Annotated in this window: 22 protein-coding genes; 4 read left to right on the top strand and 18 right to left on the bottom strand. The window is 71.2% G+C overall.

Annotated features, from left to right (window positions below):
* Positions 1–277 precede the first annotated feature (277 nt).
* Together ACFWJB_RS31310 and ACFWJB_RS31305 are read left to right on the top strand one after the other, a co-directional pair.
* The gene (locus tag ACFWJB_RS31310; RefSeq protein WP_386926423.1) at positions 278–1078 is read left to right on the top strand and encodes a DsbA family protein; all 801 of its coding nucleotides are present in this window, start codon (positions 278–280) and stop codon (positions 1076–1078) included.
* 76 nt (positions 1079–1154) lie between these two features.
* Positions 1155–2840: an alkaline phosphatase D family protein gene (locus ACFWJB_RS31305; protein ID WP_386926421.1), complete on the top strand. Its 1686-nt coding sequence runs from the start codon at positions 1155–1157 to the stop codon at positions 2838–2840.
* Here the strand turns inward: ACFWJB_RS31305 and ACFWJB_RS31300 are convergent.
* Positions 2825–3424: a dienelactone hydrolase family protein gene (locus ACFWJB_RS31300; RefSeq protein ID WP_385471352.1), complete on the bottom strand. Its 600-nt coding sequence runs from the start codon at positions 3422–3424 to the stop codon at positions 2825–2827. The genes ACFWJB_RS31305 and ACFWJB_RS31300 overlap by 16 nt on opposite strands.
* A 104-nt stretch (positions 3425–3528) precedes the next feature.
* Here ACFWJB_RS31300 and ACFWJB_RS31295 point away from each other — a divergent pair, with 104 nt between their 5' ends.
* Positions 3529–4653: a mechanosensitive ion channel family protein gene (locus tag ACFWJB_RS31295; protein ID WP_385471356.1), complete on the top strand. Its 1125-nt coding sequence runs from the start codon at positions 3529–3531 to the stop codon at positions 4651–4653.
* A gap of 24 nt (positions 4654–4677) precedes the next feature.
* Here the strand turns inward: ACFWJB_RS31295 and ACFWJB_RS31290 are convergent, their stop codons facing one another.
* The 5 genes from ACFWJB_RS31290 to ACFWJB_RS31270 form a co-directional block, all read right to left on the bottom strand.
* Positions 4678–6264, bottom strand: a complete 1587-nt coding sequence (locus ACFWJB_RS31290) for a Na+/H+ antiporter (protein WP_385471359.1) — start codon at positions 6262–6264, stop codon at positions 4678–4680.
* Between the two features lie 88 nt (positions 6265–6352).
* Positions 6353–6826, bottom strand: coding sequence for a GNAT family N-acetyltransferase (locus ACFWJB_RS31285; RefSeq protein WP_386926418.1), 474 nt, complete (start codon positions 6824–6826; stop codon positions 6353–6355).
* Positions 6823–7767, bottom strand: a complete 945-nt coding sequence (locus ACFWJB_RS31280) for an RluA family pseudouridine synthase (RefSeq protein WP_385471365.1) — start codon at positions 7765–7767, stop codon at positions 6823–6825. The genes ACFWJB_RS31285 and ACFWJB_RS31280 overlap by 4 nt, the downstream gene beginning before the upstream one ends.
* A 57-nt stretch (positions 7768–7824) precedes the next feature.
* On the bottom strand, positions 7825–8418 hold the full coding sequence (lspA, locus tag ACFWJB_RS31275) for a signal peptidase II (RefSeq protein ID WP_386926416.1): 594 nt from the start codon (positions 8416–8418) through the stop codon (positions 7825–7827).
* A gap of 121 nt (positions 8419–8539) precedes the next feature.
* Positions 8540–9295 carry a TraR/DksA family transcriptional regulator gene (locus tag ACFWJB_RS31270; protein WP_386926414.1) on the bottom strand — a complete coding sequence of 252 codons (756 nt, stop codon included), beginning with the start codon at positions 9293–9295 and terminating at the stop codon, positions 8540–8542.
* A gap of 608 nt (positions 9296–9903) precedes the next feature.
* Here ACFWJB_RS31270 and ileS point away from each other — a divergent pair.
* A complete protein-coding gene (gene ileS, locus ACFWJB_RS31265; RefSeq protein ID WP_386926412.1) occupies positions 9904–13041 on the top strand; it encodes an isoleucine--tRNA ligase in 3138 nt (1045 codons plus the stop codon).
* Positions 13042–13213: 172 nt separating this feature from the next.
* Here the strand turns inward: ileS and divIVA are convergent, their stop codons facing one another.
* From divIVA to murF, 12 genes are all read right to left on the bottom strand, one after another.
* A complete protein-coding gene (gene divIVA, locus ACFWJB_RS31260) occupies positions 13214–14380 on the bottom strand; it encodes an apical growth/hyphal branching protein DivIVA (RefSeq protein ID WP_385469428.1) in 1167 nt (388 codons plus the stop codon).
* Between the two features lie 55 nt (positions 14381–14435).
* Positions 14436–14720: a YggT family protein gene (locus tag ACFWJB_RS31255; protein WP_007448661.1), complete on the bottom strand. Its 285-nt coding sequence runs from the start codon at positions 14718–14720 to the stop codon at positions 14436–14438.
* Positions 14721–14800: 80 nt separating this feature from the next.
* On the bottom strand, positions 14801–15442 hold the full coding sequence (locus ACFWJB_RS31250) for a cell division protein SepF (protein ID WP_385469426.1): 642 nt from the start codon (positions 15440–15442) through the stop codon (positions 14801–14803).
* Positions 15443–15571: 129 nt separating this feature from the next.
* Positions 15572–16291: a YggS family pyridoxal phosphate-dependent enzyme gene (locus tag ACFWJB_RS31245; protein ID WP_386926409.1), complete on the bottom strand. Its 720-nt coding sequence runs from the start codon at positions 16289–16291 to the stop codon at positions 15572–15574.
* A gap of 6 nt (positions 16292–16297) precedes the next feature.
* On the bottom strand, positions 16298–17026 hold the full coding sequence (gene pgeF, locus ACFWJB_RS31240) for a peptidoglycan editing factor PgeF (protein WP_386926407.1): 729 nt from the start codon (positions 17024–17026) through the stop codon (positions 16298–16300).
* Complete coding sequence (gene ftsZ, locus ACFWJB_RS31235; protein WP_189228253.1) at positions 17023–18225, bottom strand: cell division protein FtsZ; 1203 nt, start codon at positions 18223–18225, stop codon at positions 17023–17025. The genes pgeF and ftsZ overlap by 4 nt, the downstream gene beginning before the upstream one ends.
* 287 nt (positions 18226–18512) lie before the next feature.
* A complete protein-coding gene (gene ftsQ, locus ACFWJB_RS31230) occupies positions 18513–19307 on the bottom strand; it encodes a cell division protein FtsQ (RefSeq protein WP_386926405.1) in 795 nt (264 codons plus the stop codon).
* Between the two features lie 25 nt (positions 19308–19332).
* Entirely contained in the window at positions 19333–20427 is a 1095-nt protein-coding gene (gene murG, locus ACFWJB_RS31225) for an undecaprenyldiphospho-muramoylpentapeptide beta-N-acetylglucosaminyltransferase (protein WP_385469417.1), read from the bottom strand.
* 6 nt (positions 20428–20433) lie between these two features.
* Positions 20434–21807, bottom strand: a complete 1374-nt coding sequence (gene ftsW / locus ACFWJB_RS31220) for a putative lipid II flippase FtsW (protein WP_385469415.1) — start codon at positions 21805–21807, stop codon at positions 20434–20436.
* 75 nt (positions 21808–21882) lie between these two features.
* Complete coding sequence (murD, locus tag ACFWJB_RS31215; RefSeq protein ID WP_386926403.1) at positions 21883–23298, bottom strand: UDP-N-acetylmuramoyl-L-alanine--D-glutamate ligase; 1416 nt, start codon at positions 23296–23298, stop codon at positions 21883–21885.
* Between the two features lie 8 nt (positions 23299–23306).
* Positions 23307–24398 (bottom strand): phospho-N-acetylmuramoyl-pentapeptide-transferase, encoded by a 1092-nt coding sequence (gene mraY / locus ACFWJB_RS31210; protein WP_385469432.1) that lies wholly within the window; start codon positions 24396–24398, stop codon positions 23307–23309.
* Positions 24398–25813, bottom strand: a complete 1416-nt coding sequence (gene murF, locus ACFWJB_RS31205; RefSeq protein ID WP_385469411.1) for a UDP-N-acetylmuramoyl-tripeptide--D-alanyl-D-alanine ligase — start codon at positions 25811–25813, stop codon at positions 24398–24400. Before murF ends, mraY begins: the two co-directional genes overlap by 1 nt.
* Positions 25814–25833 lie beyond the last annotated feature (20 nt).

Raw genomic sequence — 25833 nt, 5'->3', positions numbered from 1 at the left:
TGTATAAGCCACCGCGGTGCCGGCGACCACCTACCGCCCCCAGCTCCGCGCCGCCGCGCCCGTGCCCGCCCGGCGGCCCCGGGCGGGGCGCCCCCCCCCCCCCGCGGTCCGGCGCACCGCCGGCGCCCGCGAGCGGATCCTCACACACTCCCTGGGACGGCGCGGACCTCCGTGCTCGCCCGCGCTCGGGTGACCTCCAGGTCACCCACCGAGCACCGGCAGCCCCCGTACGCATCCCGCACACACCCGTGTGCGCGTCCCCGGAGAGAACTTCACCATGAGCAAGCGGAACGCCCAGGCGGCGAAGACGGCGGCCCGTGAGCGCCTGCGCGAGGAGCGCGAGCGCCAGGCCAAGCGCGACAAGGTCAAGCGGCAGGTCATCGTGGCCTGCTCCATCGTCGGCGTGCTGGCGATAGCCGGCGGCATCAGCTACGCCGTCGTGCAGAGCAGCAAGCCCACCGGCTGGGAGAAGGCCGCCGAGGCCGAGGTGGTGGCGCCGGCCCACACCTCGGGCAAGGACGGCACCACGATCGTGGCCGGCGACTCCAAGTCCGACAACGTGGTCCACCTCTACGAGGACCCGCGCTGCCCGGCCTGCGCCTCCCTCGAGCAGAACCTTGGCGAGACCATCAACAAGGGCATGAAGGACGGCGACTACAAGCTCTCCTTCACGATCGGCACCTTCCTCGACGGCAACCTCAGCGGAGAGGGCTCCAAGAACGCCCTCAGCGCGCTCGGTGCCGCGCTGAACGTCGGCACGGACGCGTTCATCGACTACAAGACCGCGCTGTACTCCTCCGAGTACCACCCCGCGGAGACGACCGACGACTTCGCCAAGGACGACTACCTGATCAAGGTGGCCGACACGGTCGACGCCCTGAAGAACAACAAGAAGTTCCAGGACGACGTGAAGAAGGGCACCTACGACGCGTGGGCGATGCGCATGAGCAAGTCCTTCGACGACTCCGACGGTGTCCGGTCGACCCCGACCATCAAGATCAACGACAAGGTGATCGAGAACCCGGGCACGGCCGCCGACTGGCAGAAGGCGCTCAAGGACGCGGGCGTCACCAAGTGATCAAGTAGGCGACGAGTGGGCGAACTTTTTCCCGTTCGCCCACTTGGGGCCATACCGATCAGTAACCTGATCGGCCGTGACCAGTCGACACAGATCGTCCGTAGAGACCCTCCCGTCGTCCGCCGGGCGCTCCGCCTCCCGCGCCCCCAGCCGCCGTGCGGTCGTCAAGGCCGCGGCCGCCGGAGCCGTCCTCGCGGCGCCGCTCGCCGCGGCGCTGCCCGCCGGCGCCGCCGATGCCGCCCCGGCCTTCCTGCACGGCGTCGCCTCCGGCGATCCGCTGCCCGACGGCGTCCTGCTGTGGACCCGGGTGACGCCGACCCCCGAGGCCGTGCCCGGTTCGGGCGCCGGCCCGGACACCGAGGTGAGCTGGGCCGTCGCCACCGACAAGGCGTTCACGAACATCGTCGCCAAGGGGTCCGTCACCGCGACCGCGGCCTCGGACCACACGGTCAAGGCGGACATCCGCGGCCTCGCCCCCGCCACGGACTACTGGTACCGCTTCTCCGCCGGCCCCACCGACTCCCCCGTCGCCCGCACCCGCACCGCCCCCGCGGCCGACGCGGCCGTCACCGGCCTGCGCTTCGGCGTCGTGTCCTGCGCCAACTGGGAAGCCGGCCACTTCTCCGCGTACCGCCATCTCGCGGCGCGCGGAGACCTCGACGCCTGGCTGCACCTGGGCGACTACATCTACGAGTACGGCACCGGCGAGTACGGCACCCGCGACACCGTCGTACGGCAGCACGCGCCCACCCACGAGATCGTCACCCTCGCCGACTACCGCGTCCGGCACGCCCGCTACAAGACCGACCCCGACCTGCGGGCGCTGCACGCCGCCGCCCCGGTCGTGGCCATCTGGGACGACCACGAGTTCGCCAACGACACCTGGTCGGGCGGCGCCGAGAACCACACCGAGGGCGCCGAGGGCAGCTGGACGGCACGTCAGGCCGCCGCGAAGCAGGCGTACTTCGAGTGGATGCCGGTCCGCCCGGCGATCGCCGGCACCACCTACCGCCGGCTGCGCTTCGGCAGGCTCGTCGACCTCTCGCTCCTGGACCTGCGCTCGTTCCGCTCGCAGCAGACCGCCATCGGCAACGGCGACGTCGACGACCCGGACCGCACCCTCACCGGCCGCGCCCAGCTCGACTGGCTCAAGGCCGGCCTGAAGTCCTCCGACGCCGCCTGGCGCCTGGTCGGCAACCCGGTGATGATGTCGCCGTTCGCGATCGGCGCGCTCCCCGCCGAGCTGCTGAAGCCGCTCGCCGAACTCCTCGGCCTGCCGAAGGAGGGGCTCGCCCTCAACACCGACCAGTGGGACGGCTACACCGACGACCGCCGCGAACTGCTGGCCCACCTGCGCGCCAACGCGATCCGCAACACCGTGTTCCTGACCGGCGACATCCACATGGCCTGGGCCAACGACGTGCCCCACAACGCCGGCACCTACCCGCTGTCCGACTCGGCGGCGACGGAGTTCGTCGTCACCTCGGTGACCTCCGACAACCTGGACGACATCCTCAAGGTCCCCGAGGGCACCGTGTCCGCGGTCGCCGCGCCGGTCATCCGGGCGGCCAACCGGCACGTCCACTGGGTCGACACCGACCGGCACGGCTACGGCGTGCTGGACGTCACCGCCGAGCGCGCCCAGATGGACTACTACGTCGTCTCCGACCGCACCGACCCGCAGGCGGGCTCGAAGTGGGCGCGGTCCTACCGCACGCGCAGCGGCACGCAGCGGATCGAGCGGGCCTACTCCCCCGTCTGAGGGGCGTCCTCCCGCCGGAGCGAGTCCAGGAAACCGAGCGCCACCCGCCAGGTGGCCTCGGCCGCCTCCTCGTCGTAGTCCGGCAGCCCGGGGTCGGTGTAGAGGTGACCGGCCCCGGCGTACCGGTAGACCTCGACGTCGGCGCCGGCCCGGCCCATCTGGAGGTACCAGGCGCTGAGCCAGTCATCCGTCTCGAAGGGGTCCGGCTCGGCGACGTGCAGCTGCACCGGAAGGTCGTCCACCGAGGCGTTGGCGGCGATGTCCGAGGTGCCGTGCAGGAGCAGCAGCCCGCGCGCCCGGTGGTCGCCGAGGGCGAGGGTCTGGGCGATGGAGGCGCCGAGCGAGAACCCGGCGTACACCAGCCCGCGCTCGGAGTAGGGCGCGGCGGCCAGCACGGCCCGCTTCAGCAGCTCCTCCCTGCCGACCCGCTCCTGGTACTCCATGCCCTCCTCGACCGTGTCGAACGTCCGCCCCTCGAAGAGGTCCGGGGTCCATACCCGGTGCCCGGCGTCGCGCAGCCGGTCGGCCGCCTGCCGCACCGCGGGCCTCGGGCCGTGGGTCGAGTGAAAGAGCACGATGTCCATGAGGCCATGGTGCCAGCCGGGCGGGACGGCCCGGCGGGCGGAGGCACCCGGCGCGGGACACAAGTCACAGGTTCATGCCCGGGCGGGCCGGTTACGTTCGAGGGATGGAGACCATACTCCGCCCACTGATCGTGGTCGGCGGCTCCGTCCTGCTGACGCTGGTCATCGGATGGGCCACCGACCTGCTGCTGCGCAAGGCCGACGGACGGCACCCGGAGACGCCCCTGTGGGGGCTGCTGCGCCGTGCCCGCATCCCGTACCAGGTCGTGCTGTGCGCGGCGCTGCTGAGAGGGACGTACGTCGAGGCGCAGGTGTTCCCGGAGCACCGGGTGGGGGTCGGCCGGACGCTGACGCTGGTGCTGATCGGCTCGGCGGCCTGGCTGGTGATCCGGATCGCCGCGGCCGTCGTCGAGACGTCGTACTCCCGCTACGCCCATGCCCACGCCCAGCGCGACCCGGCCCGGGTGCGGCGGGTGCGCACCCAGGTGTCGCTCATCATGCGGGTCGTCTCCGCGGTCGTCGGTGTCGTCGCCGTCTCGTCGATGCTGCTGACGTTCCCGGCGATGCGCACGGCGGGCACCTCGCTGCTGGCCTCCGCCGGTGTCCTCGGCATCGTGGCCGGCATCGCCGCGCAGTCCACGCTGGGCAACCTGTTCGCGGGGCTCCAGATCGCCTTCGGCGACATGGTGCGCCTGGGCGACACGGTCGTGGTGAACGGCGAGTGGGGCACCGTCGAGGAGATCACGCTGACCTTCCTGACCGTGCGCACCTGGGACGAGCGCCGGATCACGATGCCGGTGTCGTACTTCACCTCCAAGCCGTTCGAGAACTGGTCCCGGGGCACCCCCCAGATGACCGGCGTCGTCTACTGGCACCTCGACCACACGGCCCCGCTGGACGCGATGCGCGAACGGCTGCGGGACATCCTGCGCGGCTGCCCGGCGTGGGACGGACGGGCCTACAACCTGACCGTCACCGACACCACCCCGAACACCATGCAGGTCCGTGCCCTGGTCACGGCCAAGGACGCGGACGACATCTGGACGGTACGGGTCGAGGTGCGCGAGCGGATGATCCGGTGGCTGGCCGACGAGCACCCGTACGCCCTGCCCCGCGTCAACACGGCGGACGCGGACCGGATCCCCGGCCGCGACGGCTTCCCCCGCGCCCGGCAGGCGCCGGACGGGGAGCCCCGCCGCTTCCCGCACCAGTCGCGCAAGTCCCTGTGACCCGGGGCGTGCCCTACGGCGCGCTCAGCGCAGGCTGCGCACGTCCAGGTGGCGCAGCACCCGGTCGACGATCTCCGGGTCGGCTCCCGGTTCGCTGCGTGCCGCCAGCACCTCGTGGCGCGCGGCGCTGAGCATCTCGCCCTGGATCCGGCGGATCCGCTTCAGCCGGCGGGCCCGCTGGAGCTGCGCCTCGCGCCGCTCCTCGTCCCCGATGTCCGGGCTGATCCGGATGCCGATGTCGAAGGCGCGGCGCAGCATCTGCTCGGACAGCTCCTCCGGGAGGTCCTCGACCGCCTCGATCTCCCTGAGCCGCTGCTTCGCCGCCTTCGCCGCGCGCACGGCGAGCGCCTTCTCGTACTCCTTCTCGCGCTCGGTGTCCGAGCGCACCCCCAGCCGGTTGACCAGCCACGGCAGCGTGAGGCCCTGGAGCAGCAGCGTCACCATGATCACCCCGAAGGCGATGAAGACGATCTCCTCCCGCTTCGGGAAGGGGGACCCTGCGTCCGTCTCCAGCGGGATCGCCAGCGCCAGCGCCACCGAGGCGACACCGCGCATCCCGGACCACCACATGACGACGGTCTCCCGCCAGCTCGTCGGGATGTCCTCGTCGTGGTCGCGGCGGGCGTGCAGCCGCTGGGTCAGCCAGGTGGCCGGCAGCAGCCACGCCAGCCGGACGAGGATCACCACCGCGGTGACCGCGCCCGCCCAGCCCAGCAGCTCGGGCCACCGCCCGGAGGCGGTGCGGACGGCGTTGTGCAGCTCCAGCCCGATCAGCCCGAAGGCCACTCCCGTGACGAGGGTGTCGACGACGTCCCAGACCGTGTGCCCGGTGAGCCGGGTCATCACGTCGTCGGCGCCGACCGCGTACTCGGCGAGGAACATGGCGGTGGTCAGTACGGCGAGGACCCCGGAGCCGTGGAGCTCCTCGGCCAGCACGTACGACACGTACGGCACCAGCAGGGTCAGCCCGATCTGCAGGGTCGGGTCCCCCAGCAGGTCCAGCAGCCGGTTGGCGCCCCAGCCCAGCGCGAGGCCCACCGCGACGGCGACGACGGCGGACAGCACCAGGTCGAACCCGGCCTTCCAGGGCGAGAAGGAGCCGCTGACGGCCGCGGCGATGGCCACGTGGTAGAGGACGATGGCCGCCACGTCGTTGAAGAGTCCCTCGCCCTCCAGGATGGACACCAGGCGGCGCGGCAGCCCGAGCTGGCCCGCGACGGCGGTCGCCGCGACGGGGTCGGGCGGCGCCACCAGCGCCCCGAGCGCGAAGGCGGCGGCGATCGGCAGTCCCGGCACGATCGCGTGGGCGACGGTGGCCACGCAGGTCATGGTGACGAACACCAGCGCGACGGCCAGCAGGAAGATCGGGCGTTTGTTGGCCGCGAACTGCCGCCAGGAGGTGCGCCGCACGGCCGCGTACAGCAGCGGCGGCAGCAGCGCGGGCAGGATGAGCTCGGGCGGGATGTCGACGTTGGGCACGAAGTCGAGCAGTGCCAGCACGATGCCGAGGAGCGTCATCAGCACGGGCGCCGGGAGCCCCAGCCGGTCTCCGGCCGGGACGCTCAGCAGGGCCCCCAGCAGCAGCACGAACAACAGGGCCAACTGATCCACGGTCACCGCTCCGGTGGGTCTCGGCGTTCACACGGCGGGTCCCCAGCCTGCCATGTGACCGGCCCCACCAGCCGCTGCGGCTCGGCTCCTACAGGACGCGGCGCATGGCGCGGTGGGGTATCCCCGCGTCGGGGAACTCCGGTCCGTACGCCTGGTACCCCAGTCGCTCGTAGAAACCCAGGGCATGCGTCTGCGCGTGCAGGTCGACCGCGGTGAGTCCACGCGTGCGGGCCGCGTCCTCGACGGCGCGCACCAGCGCGGCCCCGACGCCCAGCCCACGGGCCTCACGGACGACGGCGAGCCGTCCGAGGGAGCCGACGGCCGGGTCCCCGTCGCCGTTCTTCGCCGCGGCGGCCGCGCCGTGCAGCAGCCGCCCGGTGCCGAGCGGCAGACCGTCCTCCCGGACCGCCAGCACGTGCAGGGCGCCGGCGTCGTACGCGTCGTACTCGATGTCCTCCGGGACGTTCTGCTCGGCGACGAAGACCTCCTTGCGCACCGCGAAGCAGGCCTCCCGGTCGGCGGGGTCCTCGGCGACGCGCACCTCGAAGGCCGGGGTGCTCATACGTAGGTCTCCTCGCGGACGCGGTCCAGGGCCTGCTGGAGGTCCTCGGGGTAGTCGCTGGCGTACTCGACCCACTGTCCGTCGCCGGGGTGCTCGAACCCGAGCCGCACGGCGTGCAGCCACTGGCGGGTCAGGCCCAGCCGCTTGGCGAGGGTCGGGTCGGCGCCGTAGGTCAGGTCGCCGACGCAGGGGTGGCGGTGGGCGGCCATGTGGACGCGGATCTGGTGGGTGCGGCCGGTCTCCAGCTTCACGTCGAGCAGGGAGGCGGCGCGGAACGCCTCGATGAGGTCGTAGTGCGTGACGGAGGGCTTGCCCTCGGCGGTGACGGCCCACTTGTAGTCGTGCTGGGGGTGGCGGCCGATGGGGGCGTCGATGGTGCCGCTGGTGGGATCGGGGTGGCCCTGCACGAGCGTGTGGTAGCGCTTGTCGACCGTGCGCTCCTTGAACTGGCGCTTGAGCGAGGTGTAGGCCCGCTCCGACTTCGCCACCACCATCAGGCCGGAGGTGCCGACGTCGAGGCGGTGCACGATGCCCTGCCGCTCGGCGGCGCCGGAGGTGGAGATGCGGTATCCGGCGGCGGCCAGTCCCCCGATGACCGTGGGGCCGGTCCAGCCGGGCGACGGGTGGGCGGCCACGCCCACCGGCTTGACGATCACGACCACGTCCTCGTCGTCGTGCACGATCTCCATGCCCTCGACCGGCTCGGCGACGACCTGCACCGGCGCGGGCGCCTGGGGCATCTCGACCTCGAGCCAGGCGCCGCCGCGGACCCGCTCGGACTTGCCGACCACCGATCCGTCGACCTGCACCTTGCCCGCCGCGGCGAGCTCCGCGGCCTTGGTACGGGAGAAGCCGAACATGCGGGAGATGGCGGCGTCGACGCGCTCGCCCTCCAGGCCGTCGGGCACGGGCAGGGTACGGATCTCGGGAAGCGTGCTCACCCGTCGAGTATGCCGGACGGGCCGGACGGTCCCGCACGCCCGTCCGGCACGGGGCCCTCAGTCGCGGTGGACGGTCCCGTCCGGGTCGAGACCGCGGAAGGAGAGGATCACGATCAGGATGCCGCCGCAGACGATCGCCGAGTCGGCGAGATTGAACACGGCGAAGTGCTTGGGCGCGATGAAGTCGACGACCGCGCCCTCGAAGACGCCGGGCGAGCGGAAGATCCGGTCGGTGAGGTTGCCGAGCGCGCCGCCGAGCAGCAGGCCGAGCGCGATCGCCCACGGCACGCTGTACAGCTTGCGCGCGAGGCGGGCGATCACGACGATCACCGTGGCGGCGATCACGGTGAAGATCACCGTGAAGGCCTCGCCGATGCCGAAGGCCGCGCCCGCGTTGCGGATCGCCGAGAGCCGCAGCCAGTCCCCGAGGACCTCGATGGGCTCGTGGTGCTCCAGCCTGGCGACCACCAGCATCTTGCTGCCCAGGTCGAGGAGGTACGCGAACACGGCGACCGCGAACAGCACGGCGATCCGGCGCCTGCCCCGCGGGGGCTCCGCCGGCCGTGCCTGCTCGGCGTCGGGCCGCTCCTGCCCGTCCCCCGCCGTGTCCGGGGTGTCCGGCGTACCGATGATGCGCTCCGCCTCTGCCACGTGAGTCCCTCAGCCTAGGTACCTGACTGAGCACGAGGGTACGGCACGCCCCGCGTCCCGCACGTGCCCAGGACGCACCGGGCCGCCGGACGCCCCGGCCTCGACGCGGGCGCTCTCCGGCTCAGTACCGGCGCTCCTGCTTCTGCTTGCACTCGACGCACAGGGTGGCCCGCGGGAAGGCCTGCATGCGCGCCTTGCCGATGGGGTTGCCGCAGTTCTCGCACAGGCCGTAGGTGCCCGCGTCGAGGCGTCCGAGGGCACGCTCGGTCTGGAGGAGCATCTCGCGCGCGTTGGCGGCCAGCGCCAGCTCGTGCTCGCGCGTGATGTTCTTGGTGCCGGTGTCCGCCTCGTCGTCGCCGGCGCCGTCCCCGGAGTCCCGCATCAGTCCCTGCAGCGACCGCTCCGACTGGTCGATCTCGGTGCGCAGCCGGTCCGCCTCGGACTGCAGCTCCCCACGCGCCTCCTCGACCTCCGCCGGGGTCCAGGGGTCCTCGCCGGGGCGTACCGCGAGGTCACCGGGGTCCGCGGCGACGCCGCGGGCCTTCGGAACCGCGGACGTGGCCGCCGTGGCCGTGCCAGGAGTCTTCTTCGCAACCACCGTCGTGGCTCCCGTCTGCTCCGCGGCCTCGGCCGCGTCCGCCTTCTTCGCCGTGCTCTTTCCGGCCGTGTCCTTCCCGGCCTGGCTCTTCCTCGCCGAATCCCGCCGCTTCGCCGCGGGCTTCTTCGCGGTGCTCCGGTCGGCGGCGCCCGCCGCCTCGGCGGTCTCCTCCGCCGCGGTCTCCTTCACCGCGGTTTTCTTAGCGGCCGTCATCCTCCTGGCGGCGGTCTTCCTCGCAGCCGTCTCCGACCGGTCTACGGCGGTCTTCTTCGCCACCATGGCCGCGACCCCTTCACATTTAGTGATCTTGCGCGCGAATCGTGCTGGGACGATAAATCGACTCGGGTCCCGCGGCAACGGGGCACGCCGCCCGATTTGCCCGCCCACCGCGCGCGGCGCGGCGAGCATGCATGCGTTGTGCCCAGCTCCCCGCCCGGTAATCGCCGCTCCGGCTCCCGGCCGGGCCCGCCGTGAGCCGGACGCGCGGCCCGGCATTCGGGTCACGCCGGGCCGCGCGGCGCCTTCGCCGCACCCGGCGCGGAAACCGGTCGGCCGCCGTCCGTGCGGCGCCGTACACTGGGCGGAGCGAGAAGCGTGGATGGGGACGAGTAGCGGCGTACGCAGCCCAGAGCGACCCGGGGACGGTGGGAGCCCGGGGGCGAGCGCGGCGTGAAGATCACCCCGGAGCCGCCGGAGGAAAGCCCGACCTCGGGGACGGGCGAGTAGAACCGGCTTCGCGACCCCAATGAGGGGGCTCACCGGCGCACACGACGCACCGGGGGCCAAGGAGGGTGGTACCGCGGGAGCGCGCCGCACACAGCGGCGTACGTAGCCTTACGGCTCTCGTCCCTCCGACGGAAGGCAGTACGTCCGCCGGAGGAAGATCGATGACGCAGTACCGACAGGTGCCCGCCCAGGTCGACCTGCCCGCGCTCGAGCACGCCGTGCTCGACTTCTGGCGCGAGCAGAAGATCTTTGCCAAGAGCCTGGAGCAGTCCGAGGGCCGCCCCGAATGGGTGTTCTACGAGGGCCCGCCCACCGCGAACGGCATGCCGGGCGCCCACCACATCGAGGCGCGCGTCTTCAAGGACGTCTTCCCCCGCTTCCGCACCATGCGCGGCTACCACGTGGCCCGCAAGGCCGGCTGGGACTGCCACGGCCTCCCGGTGGAGCTGGCGGTGGAGAAGGAACTCGGCTTCAACGGCAAGAAGGACATCGAGGCGTACGGAATCGCCGAGTTCAACGCCAAGTGCCGCGAGTCCGTGACCCGGCACACCGATGCCTTCGCCGAGCTGACCACCCGCATGGGCTACTGGGTCGACCTCGACGACGCCTACCGGACCATGGACCCGGAGTACGTCGAGTCGGTCTGGTGGTCGCTGAAGGAGATCTTCGGCAAGGGCCTGCTGGTCCAGGACCACCGCGTCGCCCCCTGGTGCCCGCGCTGCGGCACGGGCCTGTCCGACCACGAGCTGGCGCAGGGCTACGAGACGGTCGTCGACCCGTCCGTGTACGTCCGCTTCCCGCTGACCTCCGGCCCGCTGGCCGGCGAGGCCGCGCTGCTGGTGTGGACGACGACCCCGTGGACCCTGGTGTCCAACACGGCCGTCGCCGCGCACCCCGACGTCACCTACGTCGTCGCCACCGACGGCCAGGAGAAGCTCGTCGTCGCCGAGCCGCTGGTCGGCAAGGCGCTCGGCGAGGGCTGGGAGACCACCGGCCAGACCTTCACCGGTGCCGAGATGGAGCGCTGGACCTACCAGCGCCCCTTCGAGCTCGTCGAGTTCTCCGAGCCGGCGCACTACGTGGTCAACGCCGACTACGTCACCACCGAGGACGGTACGGGTCTGGTCCACCAGTCCCCCGCCTTCGGTGAGGACGACCTCAAGGTCTGCCGCTCCTACGGCCTGCCGGTCGTCAACCCGGTCCGCCCCGACGGCACCTTCGAGGAGGACGTCCCGCTGGTCGGCGGCGTCTTCTTCAAGAAGGCCGACGAGAAGCTCACCGAGGACCTGGACACCCGGGGCCTGCTGTTCCGGCACATCCCCTACGAGCACAGCTACCCTCACTGCTGGCGCTGCCACACCGCGCTGCTCTACTACGCGCAGCCGTCCTGGTACATCCGCACCACGGCGATCAAGGACCGTCTCCTCCAGGAGAACGAGAAGACCAACTGGTTCCCGGACTCGGTCAAGCACGGCCGGTACGGCGACTGGCTGAACAACAACATCGACTGGGCGCTCTCCCGCAACCGCTACTGGGGCACCCCGCTGCCGATCTGGCGCTGCGAGGACGACCACCTCACCGTCGTCGGCTCCCGTGCCGAGCTGAGCGAGCTGACCGGCACGGACCAGTCGGCGCTCGACCCGCACCGCCCGTACATCGACGAGGTCGTCTTCGCCTGCCCGCAGGACGGGTGCGGCAGGACCGCCACGCGCGTGCCGGAGGTCATCGACGCCTGGTACGACTCGGGCTCGATGCCGTTCGCGCAGTGGGGCTACCCGTACAAGAACAAGGAACTCTTCGAGTCCCGGTACCCGGCCCAGTTCATCAGCGAGGCCATCGACCAGACCCGCGGCTGGTTCTACACGCTGATGGCCGTCGGCACCCTGGTCTTCGACAAGTCGTCCTACGAGAACGTGGTCTGCCTCGGCCACATCCTCGCCGAGGACGGCCGCAAGATGTCCAAGCACCTGGGCAACATCCTGCAGCCGATCCCGCTGATGGACCAGCACGGCGCCGACGCCGTCCGCTGGTTCATGGCGGCCGGCGGTTCCCCGTGGGCGGCCCGTCGCGTCGGCCACGGCACGATCCAGGAGGTCGTCCGCAAGACGCTCCTCACCTACTGGAACACCGTCGCCTTCCAGGCCCTCTACGCCCGCACCACCGGCTGGGCGCCGAGCGACGCCGACCCGGCCCCGGCCGAGCGTCCGGTGCTGGACCGCTGGCTGCTGTCCGAGCTGCACGCGCTCACCGACCAGGTGACCCAGGCGCTGGAGAGCTACGACACCCAGCGCGCCGGCAAGCTGCTGTCCGCGTTCGTCGACGACCTGTCCAACTGGTACGTCCGCCGCTCGCGCCGCCGCTTCTGGCAGGGCGACAAGGCCGCGCTGCGCACCCTGCACGAGGTCGTCGAGACCGTCACCAAGCTCATGGCCCCGCTGACCCCGTTCATCACCGAGCGGGTCTGGCAGGACCTGGTCGTGCCGGTCACCCCGGACGCCCCGGAGTCGGTGCATCTGGCGTCCTGGCCGCAGGCGGACCTGACGGCGATCGACCCGGAGCTCTCGAAGCAGATGCTGCTGGTGCGCCGCCTGGTCGAGCTGGGCCGCGCCACCCGCGCGGAGTCGGGCGTCAAGACCCGCCAGCCGCTGCGCCGCGCGCTGATCGCCGCGACGGGCTTCGACGCGCTCTCCCCGGACCTGCACTCGCAGATCACGGAGGAGCTGAACGTCGAGTCCCTCGCCTCGCTGAGCGAGGTCGGCGGCTCCCTGGTCGACACGACGGCCAAGGCCAACTTCCGCGCGCTGGGCAAGCGGTTCGGCAAGCGCGTCCAGGACGTCGCCAAGGCCGTCGCGGCCGCGGACGCCGCCGCGCTGTCCCTCGCCCTGCGCGAGGGCACGGCGTCGGTCGAGGTCGAGGACGAGACGATCACGCTCGCACCCGACGAGGTGATCATCACCGAGACGCCGCGCGAGGGCTGGTCGGTCGCCTCGGACGCGGGCGCGACGGTCGCCCTCGACCTGGAGATCACGGAGGAGCTGCGCCGTGCGGGCCTCGCCCGCGACGCGATCCGCCTGATCCAGGAGGCCCGCAAGAACAGCGGCCTCGACGTCGCCGACCGCATCGCGCTGCGCTGGACGGCCACGGACCCGGCGACCGTCGCCGCCCTGACCGGGCACGCCGGCCTGATCGCCGACGAGGTCCTGGCCACGGACTTCGCACAGGGCGAGGCGGACGACGCCTACGGGGACGCGTTCACGGACGAGGGCCTGTCCCTGACGTTCCGTCTGCGCAAGCAGTAACGCACACGACGAAAGGCCCGGCCCCTCGACCGGAGGGACCGGGCCTTTCGTCATACCGCCACGCGCGCCGCGCCCGGCACCCCGCACAGCACAAGGGCGGGCCCCGGGTCAGAAACCCGGGGCCCGCCCTGAACGCTGCCGAAGGCTACGCCGTACTACCGTTCGTCACCCGTCAGTTGTCGTCCTCGTCGATCAGGAATCCCCTCATCGGCGACGGAGCCTGACCCATCGGCGACGGCCCCTGCGGCCGCACCGGCGCCATCGGCTGGGTCATCGCCGGCGACATCTGCTGCTGACCGCCGTAGGACGGACCCGACTGGCTCGGCCCGCCGCCCATCGGCTGGTTGCCGCCGAAGGACGGGGCGCTCGCGCCGGCCGGAGCCATCGAGGGCGCCGGGGACGGCGGAAGCGAGGCCGTCGCGGGCGTACGCGGCGGGGCGAGCGAGTCGTCCGACTGGGTCTCCAGCTGACGCAGCTGCGACTCCAGGTACGACTTCAGCCGCGTCCGGTACTCGCGCTCGAAGCCGCGCAGGTCCTCGACCTTGCGCTCCAGCGTGGCGCGAGCGGACTCCAGGGAGCCCATCGCGACGCGGTGCTTCTCCTGCGCGTCCCGCTCCAGGGCGTCGGCCTTGGCACGGGCGTCCCGCTCCAGACCCTCGGCACGCGAACGCGCCTCACCGACGATCTTGTTGGCCTCGGAACGCGCCTCGGCGATCGCCTGGTCGGCGGTCTGCTGGGCGAGCGAGAGGACACGGGCGGCGCTGTCGCCGCCGGGACCGCCCTGGCCGGGCATGCCGGGGCCACCGGGGCCCTGCGGACCGCCCATGGGACCGCCCATCGGACCGGGACCCATCTGGCCCTGCATCGGACCCGGGCCCTGGCCCATCGGCCCCGGACCCTGGCCCATCGGACCGGGACCCTGGGGGCCACCCTGACCGCCGGGGCCGGCGGGCAGCTGCGGGGCACCGCTAGGCAGCTGGGGCGGACCACCCATGGGGCCACCCATCTGCTGCTGCGGCGGGCCCGATATGCCGGCGGGCACCGGAGCGCCGGGACCTCGCATGCCCTGCTGCGGCATGCCGCCCTGCTGCGGATGCCCCTGATGCTGCTGCTGGTCCTGCGGCGGTTCCGGAGGCTTGCGCATGTTCTGCTGGTTCTGCGCAGCCGCGCGCGTCGCCGCGGCCAGCTTGGCCCGCAGGTCCTCGTTCTCGCGGAGCAGCCGGGTCAGTTCGGCTTCGACCTCGTCGAGGAAGGCATCGACCTCGTCCTCGTCATAGCCTTCTCGGAGGCGGACGGTCGTGAACTGCTTGTTCCGCACGTCCTCAGGGGTCAACGGCATCTCTTCACCTCAACGTAGTCGTCGGCATTCGGCAAGCCCGTATCTCTCTCATCGCTCACAGCCGGCTCACGATCGAGATCAGGATGTAGACGATGATCATCAGTACGAAGAAGGACAGGTCGAGCGCCACGCCCCCGAGACGCAGCGGCGGGATGAACCGCCGCAGAAGCTTCAACGGTGGATCGGTGACAGTGTAGGTGGCCTCCAGAACGACCACCATCGCCTTGCCGGGTTGCCACGAGCGGGCGAACTGGAAGACGTAGTCCATGACCAACCGGAAGATGAGCACGATGAGAAAGCACATCAGCGCGATGTAGACGACATCCAGGACCACGCTCATGACCTGTGCTTCCCTCTCCCCTGAACCATCTCTCGGATCCGTCCTCGGATCCGTGCTCTTGCTCTAACCGGTCGTGCGTCTCAGCTCTGGTTGAAGAACCCGCCCTCTGCGATGCGGGCCTTGTCCTCCGCCGTGACATCGACGTTAGCAGGAGACAGCAGGAACACCTTCTGCGTCACCCGCTCGATACTGCCGTGAAGACCAAACACCAAACCGGCCGCAAAGTCGACAAGTCGCTTCGCATCTGTGTCATCCATCTCAGTCAGATTCATGATCACCGGCGTGCCCTCACGGAAGTGTTCCCCGATGGTACGGGCCTCGTTGTAGGTCCGGGGGTGAAGTGTGGTGATCCGGTAGGGCTCTCGTTCGGACACGACCTTGGGCATGATGACCGGTGCGCTCTTTTCCAGGCTTGCGCGTTCTTGTGTGATGGATGCCACGGGCGCGATGCGCGCCGGGCGGCCCGATTCCGCCGCGAGCGAAGCGGAACGGGGCACCGGCTCGCGCTGCACGGGCGGTTGGACGATTCGTACCTCTTCGTCCCTTTGGGGCTGGTGTGAACCGTGCGACTGGTGCGCCGGTTCGTGCCGCCGGTGGTCCCGCTCGGGCTCCGGGTCCAGCTCGGGTTCGAAGTCGTCGTCGGGGTCGAACCCCCTGCCGTCGTACCCATCGTCCTCCACGAGGCCGAGGTAGACCGCCATCTTGCGCATCGCGCCGGCCATGCTCTGAGTCCTCCGCTCTGTGGTGGATCGGCTGACGACTGCCAAATGCCCGCGATCCACTAGGTCGTTGCCTCCGCCTTTCGGCGGTAATGACCATATTTTCTGCTGTGGTCCGACTTCCTGGCGACGTTACCCGAGCCCGGGGCGGACTCCGAGTACCGCGGTGCCGACGCGTACATGTGTCGCCCCGGCGGCCACGGCCTCCTCGAGGTCCGCACTCATCCCTGCGGAAACCATGTTGGCAGCAGGATGGGCCCGGCGCAGGTGGGTCGACAAATCCATGAGGTGGTCGAACGCCGCCCGTTGACGACCGGCGTACTCACCGGTCAGCGGCGCCACGGTCATCAGTCCGTCGAGCCGCAGTCCGTCCGACCCGGCGACCAGATCGGCCAACTCTTCGATTCCCGCGGGCGCGACGCCACCGCGCTCACCCCGCGCGCCCTCCCCCGCGTCGAGCGCGACCTGGAGGAGCACCCCCACCTCGCGGCCGGCACGCACCGCCTCCCGCGACAGAGCCGTGACGAGCTTGGCACGGTCGACGGACTGCACGACATCCGCGTAACCGATCACGGAGCGCACCTTGTTGGTCTGCAACTGACCGACGAAATGCCACGAAAGCGGCAGATCCGAGCAAGCAGCGGCCTTGGGTGCGGCGTCCTGGTCGCGGTTCTCGGCGACGTGACGCACGCCGAGTCCGGAGAGAACGCGCACATCGTCGGCCGGGTAGGTCTTGGTGACCACGATCAGGGTCACCTCGTCGCGGCGGCGGCCGGCGGCCTCGCACGCGGCGGCGATGCGCTCTTCCACTTTCGCCAGATTCCCGGCGAGTTCGTCCTTACGGTCCGTCATGCCCCATCAGTCCAGCCAGACATAGCTCGCGAGCCGCCCGGTGGTGCGGTCGCGTCGGTACGAGAAGTGGTCCTTCGACTCCCGGGTGCACACCGGCGACCGCGCCGGGTCGCGCACCCCGAGCCGTTCGAGCTGCGCGTGCACTCCGGCGCTCACGTCGAGAGCCGGAGTGCCCCAGCTCGTCACGGCGTGCGCCGCCGGTTCGACGGCGGCGACCTCGGCGCGCATCGCCTCGGGCACCTCGTAGCACCGGCCGCACACGGCGGGCCCGGTGCGGGCGACGATCCGGGCGGGGTCGGCACCTAGTCCGGTCATGGCCCGCACGGCGGCGGGGACGACCCCGGCGACCAGGCCGGGCCGGCCCGCGTGGGCCGCGGCGGCGACGCCGGCGACGGGGTCGGCGAGCAGGACCGGGACGCAGTCGGCGGTGAGGACGGCGAGGGCGAGACCGCGTTCCGCGGTGACGACCGCGTCGACCCGTGGGACCGGGCGGTCCCCCCAGGGTGCGTCGACCACGGCCACGTCGGCCCCGTGCACCTGGTTCATCCAGACCACCCGGGCCGGGTCGACGCCCAGCGACTTCGCGGCCAGTTCACGGTTGGCCGTCACGGCGGCCGGGTCGTCGCCGACCGCGCCGCCGAGGTTGAGCTCCTCGTACGGAACGGCGCTCACTCCGCCCCACCGGTCGGTGAAGCCGAAGTGCGCGCCGTTCACGGTGTCGCGCTGTCCTATCACTTCAGGAAGTCCGGCACGTCCAGTTCCTCGGCCGCGCTGTCCGAGTAGGTCCGCGACGGCGGAACCGGCGGCGGGGCGACCGGCGGCAGGTCGCTGACCGGCTCCGGCGCGGGGACCGGCTCCGGCTCCTCCTTCGGCTTGACGCTGCCGAGCGAGCCGAAGGACGGGCGGCTCTCGGGCTGCCGCGCCGGGGCGGGCTCCTCGCGCTTGGCCGAGGCCGAGCCGAGGACGTTGTCCCGCTTGGACGGCGGCTGCCCCCCGTCGAAGCCGGCCGCGATCACGGTGACCCGCACCTCGTCGCCGAGCGCGTCGTCGATGACCGCGCCGAAGATGATGTTGGCCTCGGGGTGGGCGGCCTCGCTGACCAGCTGGGCGGCCTCGTTGATCTCGAACAGGCCGAGGTCGGAGCCGCCGGAGATGGAGAGCAGCACGCCCCGGGCGCCGTCGATGGACGCCTCCAGGAGCGGCGAGGAGATGGCCATCTCGGCCGCGGCCACCGCGCGGTCGTCGCCGCGGGCCGAGCCGATGCCCATGAGGGCCGAACCGGCCTCGGACATGACCGACTTGACGTCGGCGAAGTCCAGGTTGATCAGACCGGGGGTGGTGATGAGGTCGGTGATGCCCTGCACACCGGACAGCAGCACCTGGTCGGCGGACTTGAACGCGTCCAGCACGCTGACCTGGCGGTCCGAGATGGACAGCAGCCGGTCGTTGGGAATGACGATGAGGGTGTCGACCTCTTCGCGGAGTTCGGCGATGCCGTCCTCGGCCTGGTTGGCCCGGCGCCGTCCCTCGAAGGTGAACGGGCGGGTGACCACGCCGATGGTGAGGGCGCCGAGCGAGCGGGCGATGTTGGCCACGACGGGCGCGCCGCCGGTGCCGGTGCCGCCGCCCTCGCCGGCCGTCACGAAGACCATGTCGGCCCCCTTGAGGACCTCCTCGATCTCCTCGCGGTGGTCCTCGGCGGCCTTGCGGCCGACGGCCGGGTTGGCTCCGGCGCCGAGTCCGCGGGTGAGTTCGCGGCCGACGTCCAGTTTGACGTCGGCGTCGCTCATCAACAGAGCTTGCGCGTCGGTGTTGATGGCGATGAACTCGACGCCCTTGAGACCGACCTCGATCATCCGGTTGATGGCATTGACACCACCGCCGCCGACACCGATGACTTTGATGACTGCGAGGTAGTTCTGCGGTGCTGCCACGTCGAAGGCCTCTCGCCTCGAGTTACGTGTCGCCGGATCACCGGAGCACTGATGCCCCGCGACCCGCCGACTGATGCCGAATGGGACGGTCCGTAGCGCCGACCCGAACCCTAACGCTGAAGTTTAGGGTTACCAGTGTGTCCGTTCCTTGAAGTCTTCTGAACAGGACACTAAGTCGACAAGTGGCGCGCGTTCAACGAACACGCCGAACCTCCCGTTTTTCTTTTCACCCTATGTGATCAGCCGTAGCGCTGCCCAACCAGGGTGCTGGCCTGCACGTATACCCGTCAACTCCCTGATGACGCGGGAGCGGTGGGAACGCTCACGTCGAAGTGCCGTGCGCCGGGCGTCGCTTTCGTCAGCGCGGTGAGCGCCCGGGCCTTCTCCTCGCCCTGTTCGCCGCTCCCCCAGGCCACGGTCCGGCCGTCGGCCAGCTCCAGCGAGATGTCGTCGTAGGAACGGACCTTGACCAGGCGGGTCTTCCGGGCGATCGCGTCCGGGACGGCCCCGGCGACCCGCACCGCCTCGCGCACCAGACGGTCCTCGCCGAAGCGGCGCAGGCTCGCCGCGGCCGGACCCGAACGGGCGGGCTCCAATTTCAGCGTGGGCACGCCCTTCGGGGCGCGGGGAACCGTGGCGTACCGGACCCCTTCGTCGTCCACTTCGGTGAAGTTCCGGCCTTTTTGCGTCACCAGGACCGGGGTCCGTTCCGTCACTCTCAGCGCGATCGAATGCGGCCAGGAACGCACCACGTCGACCTCGTCGACGCGGGGCAGTGCCCGCCTGAGCCGCGCCTCGATCACCTCGGTGTCGACGGAGACCAGAGGGTCCCCGACGGGCACGTCGGCGGCCTCGCGGACCTGGGCCGGCGTCAGGACGCGGGTGCCGGTGACCGACACCCGTTCCACGCGGAGCCAGTTCGACCCGTACAGCACCCAGAGCGTCACGCCTCCGAGGAGCACGACGGCGGACGCCAGAATGATCATCGTACGAAGACGGGGTCGTCCGAACCGCCCGGGGCCGGGCGGGCCGGACGACTTCTGCTGGCGTTCACCGCGTTCGGCGGTGGTCGGTCCGGCCACGCTCCCTGCCTTCCGTCATGCGTCCTCAGCGGTGTGCGCGGCCGGCGATCGCCTCGTACACCATGCCGACGAGGAGGTCGTCGGCGTCCCGGCGGCCGAACTCGGCGGCGGCGCGGGACATCTCGTACAGCCGGTGCGGGTCGGCGAGCACGGGCAGGACGTTCTGCTGCACCCACTCGGGCGTCAGCTCCGCGTCGTCGACCAGCAGTCCGCCGCCGGCCTTGACCACCGGCTGTGCGTTCAGCCGCTGTTCGCCGTTGCCGATGGGCAGCGGGACGTAGGCGGCCGGCAGTCCGACGGCGGAGAGTTCGGCGACGGTCATCGCGCCCGCGCGGCAGAGCATCATGTCGGCCGCGGCGTACGCGAGGTCCATCCGGTCCAGGTAACTTACCGGGATGTACGGGGGCATCCCCGGCATCTGGTGGACCTGCGGCAGTTCGTTCTTCGGGCCGACCGCGTGCAGGATCTGGATGCCGGCCTGCTGGAGCCACGGCGCGACCTGCTGGACCACCTCGTTGAGGCGCCGGGCGCCCTGCGAGCCGCCGGTCACCAGCAGCGTCGGCAGATTGGGGTCGAGCCCGAACATCGCGCGGGCCTCGGGGCGCGCCGCGGCGCGGTCGAGGGTCGCGATGGCGCGGCGCAGCGGGATCCCGATGTACCGGGAGTTGCGCAGCTTGCTGTCGGGGGTGGAGACGGCGACCTGCGCGGCGTAGCGCGAGCCGATCTTGTTGGCCAGGCCGGGGCGGGCGTTGGCCTCGTGGACCACGATCGGCACGCCGAGCCGCTTGGCCGCGAGGTAGCCGGGCAGCGCGACGTAGCCGCCGAAGCCGACCACGGCGTCCGCCTTGGTGCGCTCCAGGATCTGCTCGGTCGCCTTGATGGTGCCGCGCAGCCGGCCCGGGACGGTGATCAGCTCGGGCGTGGGCTTGCGCGGCAGCGGGACGGCCGGGATCAGCGCCAGCTCGTAACCGCGCTCGGGCACCAGCCGGGTCTCCAGACCGCGTTCCGTGCCCAGGGCCGTGATGCCCACGGTCGGATCCTGCCTGCGCAGGGCGTCCGCGAGGGCGAGCGCGGGCTCGATGTGGCCCGCGGTTCCTCCGCCGGCGAGTACGACATGCACCGAATTTCACCGCTCTCCGGACGAACGCGCCGCCGAGGCGCGCCGTCGCATCGTGTTCCAACTCCGGGGGTTCCGCTTGGGCCCCGAGCCCCCGGTTCCCCCCGTTCCCCGCTTTCTACCAAAGCGAGGTTGCCGCAGCGCGAGCGCCGCCCGCGCACCGGGCTCGTCGCGCGCGAAGGCGATGAGCAGACCGATGGCGAACATGGTCGGCAGCAGGGCGGATCCTCCGTAGGAGAACAGCGGGAGGGGGACACCTGCGATCGGCAGCAGCCCGAGGACCGCACCGATGTTGATCACGGCCTGGGCCGTGATCCAGGTGGTCACGCCTCCCGCGGCATACCTGACGAAGGGGTCCTCCGTGCGTCCGGCCACGCGGATACCCGCATAGCCTAGAGCCGCGAACAGGGCGAGTACCGACAGCGTCCCCGCCAGGCCCAGTTCCTCACCGGTGACGGCGAAGATGAAGTCGGTGTGCGCCTCGGGGAGTTCGCCCCATTTCTCCACGCTGGCGCCGATCCCGGATCCGAACAGACCGCCCGAGGCCAGGGCGTAGATGCCGTGCACGGCCTGCCAGCAGGAGTCGCCCGGGCCGGGGTCGGTGGCGCCGATGCAGTTCAGCCGGGCCATGCGGTTGGGGCTGGTCTTGATGAGGATCACACCGAGCAGCGCGGCGATCGAGAGCACCCCGGCGAACAGCCGCGTGGGCGCGCCGGCCAGCCACAGCAGACCGAAGAGGATCGCCGTGAGGATGATCGCGGTCCCCATGTCGCCGCCGATCATGATCAGCCCGAGCAGCATGAAGGCGGCCGGCACCAGGGGCACGAGCATGTGCTTCCACTGGGTCAGCAGCTTCTTGTCCTGCTTGCGCGCGAGCAGGTCGGCGCCCCACAGCACCAGCGCGAGCTTGCCGAACTCGCTGGGCTGGATCTGGAAGGAACCGCCCAGGGAGATCCAGTTCTGGTTGCCGTTGACCGACATCCCTATCCCCGGCACCTGCACGAGGATCATCATGAAGACGGCACCGGCCAGGATGGGGTAGGCCAGCGCCCGGTGCAGCTTCACCGGCATCCGCATCGCGGCCACCAGCAGCCCGGTGCCGATCAGGGCGGCCAGGAACTGCTTGCGGAAGAAGAACGAACCGGGCAGGGAGAGCTGGAGCGCCGTGATCTGGGAGGCCGAGTAGACCATCACCAGGCCTAGCACGGTGATCAGCAGGCTGCCCCCGAAGATCAGGTAGTAGGCGGTCAGCGGCCGGTCCCAGGCACGGCGGAGACGGAGGTAGAGGCCGAGGACCGGGTTCTCGTGCGGCGGCCCCGCCGCGGGCGGCCGCTTGGCGGCGCCCCGCTGCACGGGCGGACGTCCGGTGCGGCTACCGGGCATCGCGGCCTCCGCTGTACATCGGCCTGGACCGTCCCACGCGTCCTCCCGAGATCACCCGGCGCAGGAGCGGCCGGATCAGGCGCCGAGTTCGCGAACGGCTTCCGCGAACGCGTCACCGCGCTTGTTGTAGTTGGTGAACATGTCCATGGAGGCACAGGCCGGAGCCAGCAGCACCGTGTCGCCGGGCCGGGCGAGCCGCCGCGCCTCCTGGACGGCCTGGAGCATCGCCCCAGTGTCGGTCCGGTCGAGGTCGACCACGGGTACCTCCGGGGCGTGTCGCGCCAGGGCTTCGCGGATCAGCGCGCGGTCGGCGCCGATCAGGACGGCGCCGCGCAGCCGCTTCGCCGCCCCCGTGACGAGTCCGTCGAAGGTGGCGCCCTTCGCCAGTCCGCCCGCGATCCACACGATGGACTCGTAGGCCGCCAACGAGGCCTCGGCGGCATGGGTGTTGGTGGCCTTGGAGTCGTTCACGTACGCCACCCCGTCGACGTCGGCGACGTGCGCGATGCGGTGGGCGTCGGGCGTGAAGGCCCGCAGTCCGTCACGGACGGCGGCGGCGGAGACGCCGAAGGCACGGGCGAGGGCCGCGGCGGCGAGGGCGTTGGCGATGTTGTGCGGGGCCGGCGGGGTGACGTCGGAGACCTCGGCGAGCTCCTGGGCGTTCTTCTGCCGGTTCTCCACGAAGGCGCGGTCGACCAGGATGCCCTCCACGACGCCGAGTTGGGAGGGGCCGGGGGTGCCCAGGGTGAAGCCGACGGCCCGGCAGCCCTCCTCGACGTCGGCCTCGCGGACCAGGTCCTCGGTCGACGGCTTGGCGGTGGCGTCGGCGTTGTAGACGCACGCGACCTGATTGCCCTCGTAGACACGGCCCTTGTCGGCGGCGTACGCCTCCATCGAGCCGTGCCAGTCGAGGTGGTCGGGGGCGAGGTTGAGCACCGCGGCCGAGTGGGCGCGCAGGGAGGGCGCCCAGTGGAGCTGGTAGCTGGACAGTTCCACGGCGAGGACGTCGTACTCCTCCTCGCCGGTGACCGCGTCCAGCAGCGAGACGCCGATGTTGCCGACGGCGGCCGTGCGCAGGCCGGCCGCCTTCAGGATGGAGGCCAGCATCTGGACGGTGGTCGTCTTGCCGTTGGTGCCGGTGACGGCCAGCCAGGGCGCGGCGCCGGGGCCGCGCAGGCGCCAGGCCAGTTCGACGTCGCCCCAGACCGGGACGCCCGCCCGCTCCGCCGCCGCGAACAGCGGCTTGTCCGGCTTCCAGCCGGGCGCTGTGACGATCAGCTCGGTGCCCTCGGGGAGCGTGTTGCCGTCGCCGAGGCGCACGGTGACCCCGAGCGCCTCGAGCTCGGCCGCCTGCGACCGCGCGCGCTCGTCGTCGCCGTCGTTGACGACGGTGACGCGCGCGCCGAGGCCGTGCAGGACCTTGGCCGCCGGGACGCCGGAGACGCCCAGTCCGGCGACGGTGACGTGCTTGCCCGTGAATTCCGAAGGCACCGAGGAGGTCACTTGTCCGCTGCCCATCCCGCGTAGAAGAGGCCGAGTCCGACGATCACGCAGATGCCCTGGATGATCCAGAAGCGGACCACGACAAGGACCTCGGACCAGCCTTTGAGTTCGAAGTGGTGCTGGAGTGGCGCCATCCGGAAGACGCGCTTGCCGGTGAGGCGGAAGGAGCCGACCTGGATGACCACCGACATGGTGATCAGGACGAACAGGCCGCCGAGGATCGCCATCAGCAGCTCGGTGCGCGAGCAGATCGCGAGACCCGCGAGCACGCCGCCGAGCGCGAGCGAACCGGTGTCGCCCATGAAGATCTTGGCCGGCGAGGTGTTCCACCACAGGAAGCCGAGGCAGGAACCCATCAGCGCGGAGGCGACCACCGCCAGGTCGAGCGGGTCCCGCACCTCGTAGCAGGCACCCGGGTTGGTCAGGGTCAGCGCGTTGGCGCAGGACTCCTGGAACTGCCAGACGCCGATGAAGGTGTAGGCGCCGAAGACCAGGACGGAGGCGCCGGTGGCCAGACCGTCGAGGCCGTCGGTGAGGTTCACGCCGTTCGACATGGCGAGGATCATGAACAGCGCCCAGAGCACGAACAGCACCGGGCCGATGGTCCAGCCGAAGTCGGTGATGAACGACAGCTTGGTGGAGGCCGGGGTGTTGCCGCGGGTGTCCGCGAACTGGAGCGCGAGGACCGCGAAGGCGATGCCGACGATGAGCTGGCCGGCCATCTTCGCCTTGGCCCGCAGGCCCAGCGAACGCCGCTTGACGATCTTGATGTAGTCGTCGAGGAAGCCGACCAGGCCCATGCCGACCATCAGGCCCAGCACCAGCAGACCCGAGAAGGTCGGCCCCGCGTCGGCCTCCTCGTCCAGGTAGCCGGTGATCACCTTGGCGAGGAAGTAGGCGACGACCGTCGCCAGGATGAAGGCGATACCACCCATGGTCGGCGTACCGCGCTTGCTGGCGTGCTCGCGCGGGCCGTCGTCGCGGATGTACTGGCCGTAGCCCTTGCGGGCCAGGAGCTTGATCAGCAGCGGGGTGCCGACCAAGGTCAGGAACAGGCCAATGACTCCCGCGAACAGGATCTGCTTCATCATCGGGCGGCGACCTCACCCTCGGCGCCGGTCTCGAGCAGCGCCGTGGCGACGCTCTCCAGCCCCACCGAACGGGACGCCTTCACGAGTACGACGTCCCCCGGGCGCAACTCGCTGCGCAACAGGTCGATCGCCGCCTGTGCGTCGGACACGTGCACCGACTCCTCACCCCACGAACCCTCGTTATATGCGCCCAGTTGCAGCCAGTGGGCTTCCCTGCCCCCGACCGCGACGAGCTTGCTGACGTTGAGCCGGACGGCGAGCCGTCCGACCGCGTCGTGCTCGGCGAGCGCCTCGTCCCCGAGCTCGGCCATCTTGCCGAGCACCGCCCACGTCCGGCGTCCCTTGCCCATGGCCACAAGCGCACGCAGCGCTGCCTTCATGGACTCGGGGTTCGCGTTGTAGGCGTCGTTGACGACCGTCACGCCGTCCGGGCGCTCGGTGACCTCCATCCGCCAGCGGGAGAGGGAGCCCGCCTCGGAGAGCGCGGTGGCGATCTCGTCTGCGGACATGCCCAACTCGTGGGCGACGGCGGCCGCGGCGAGCGCGTTCGACACGTGGTGCTCACCGTACAGGCGCATGGTCACATCACTTGCACCGGAGGGTGTGTGAAGCCTGAAGGAAGGCTGTCCGCTGTCCGTGAGTCGCACGTTCTCGGCGCGAACGTCCGCTTCGTCGGACTCTCCGAAAAGGATCACCTTCGCCTTCGTACGGGAGGACATGGCACGCACGTAGGCGTCGTCCGCGTTGAGGACCGCGACGCCGCCCTCCTCGGCCGGCGGGAGCGACTCGACGAGTTCGCCCTTGGCCTGGGCGATCTGCTCCCGGCCGCCGAACTCGCCGATGTGGGCGCTGCCGACGTTGAGGACGAGGCCGATCCGCGGCGGGGTGAGTTCGGTGAGGTACCGGATGTGTCCGATGCCGCGGGCGCCCATCTCCAGGACGAGGAACCTCGTCTCGTCGGTGGCGGTGAGGGCGGTCAGCGGCAGCCCGATCTCGTTGTTGAGCGAGCCCGGCGTGAACACCGTCGGCGCCTTGCGGCGGAGGACCTGCGCGATGAGGTCCTTGGTGCTGGTCTTGCCGGCGGATCCGGTGAGGGCGACGAGGGTGGTGCCGAGCCGCCGTACGACGTGGCGGGCGAGGGCGCCGAGGGCCGCCTGGACGTCGTCCACGACGATCGCGGGCACCCCGACGGGCCGGGAGCCGAGCACGGCCACCGATCCCGCCTCCACGACCGCCCGGGCGAAGTCGTGGCCGTCCACGCGCTCGCCGACGAAGGCGACGAAGAGGCTGCCGGGCCCCGCCTCCCGGGAGTCCCGGACCACCGGTCCGGTGACCTGGACGGACGCGTCCGGTATGTCGTGCATCTGCCCGCCGACGACTTCTGCGATCTCGGCGAGGGAGAGGGCGATCACAAGTTCATCCCCTGGGTCTT

It is taken from the genome of Streptomyces sp. NPDC127100 (genome assembly GCF_042724095.1).
Taxonomy (GTDB): Bacteria; Actinomycetota; Actinomycetes; order Streptomycetales; family Streptomycetaceae; genus Streptomyces.
This window is presented reverse-complemented; position numbering and strand designations above follow the sequence as displayed.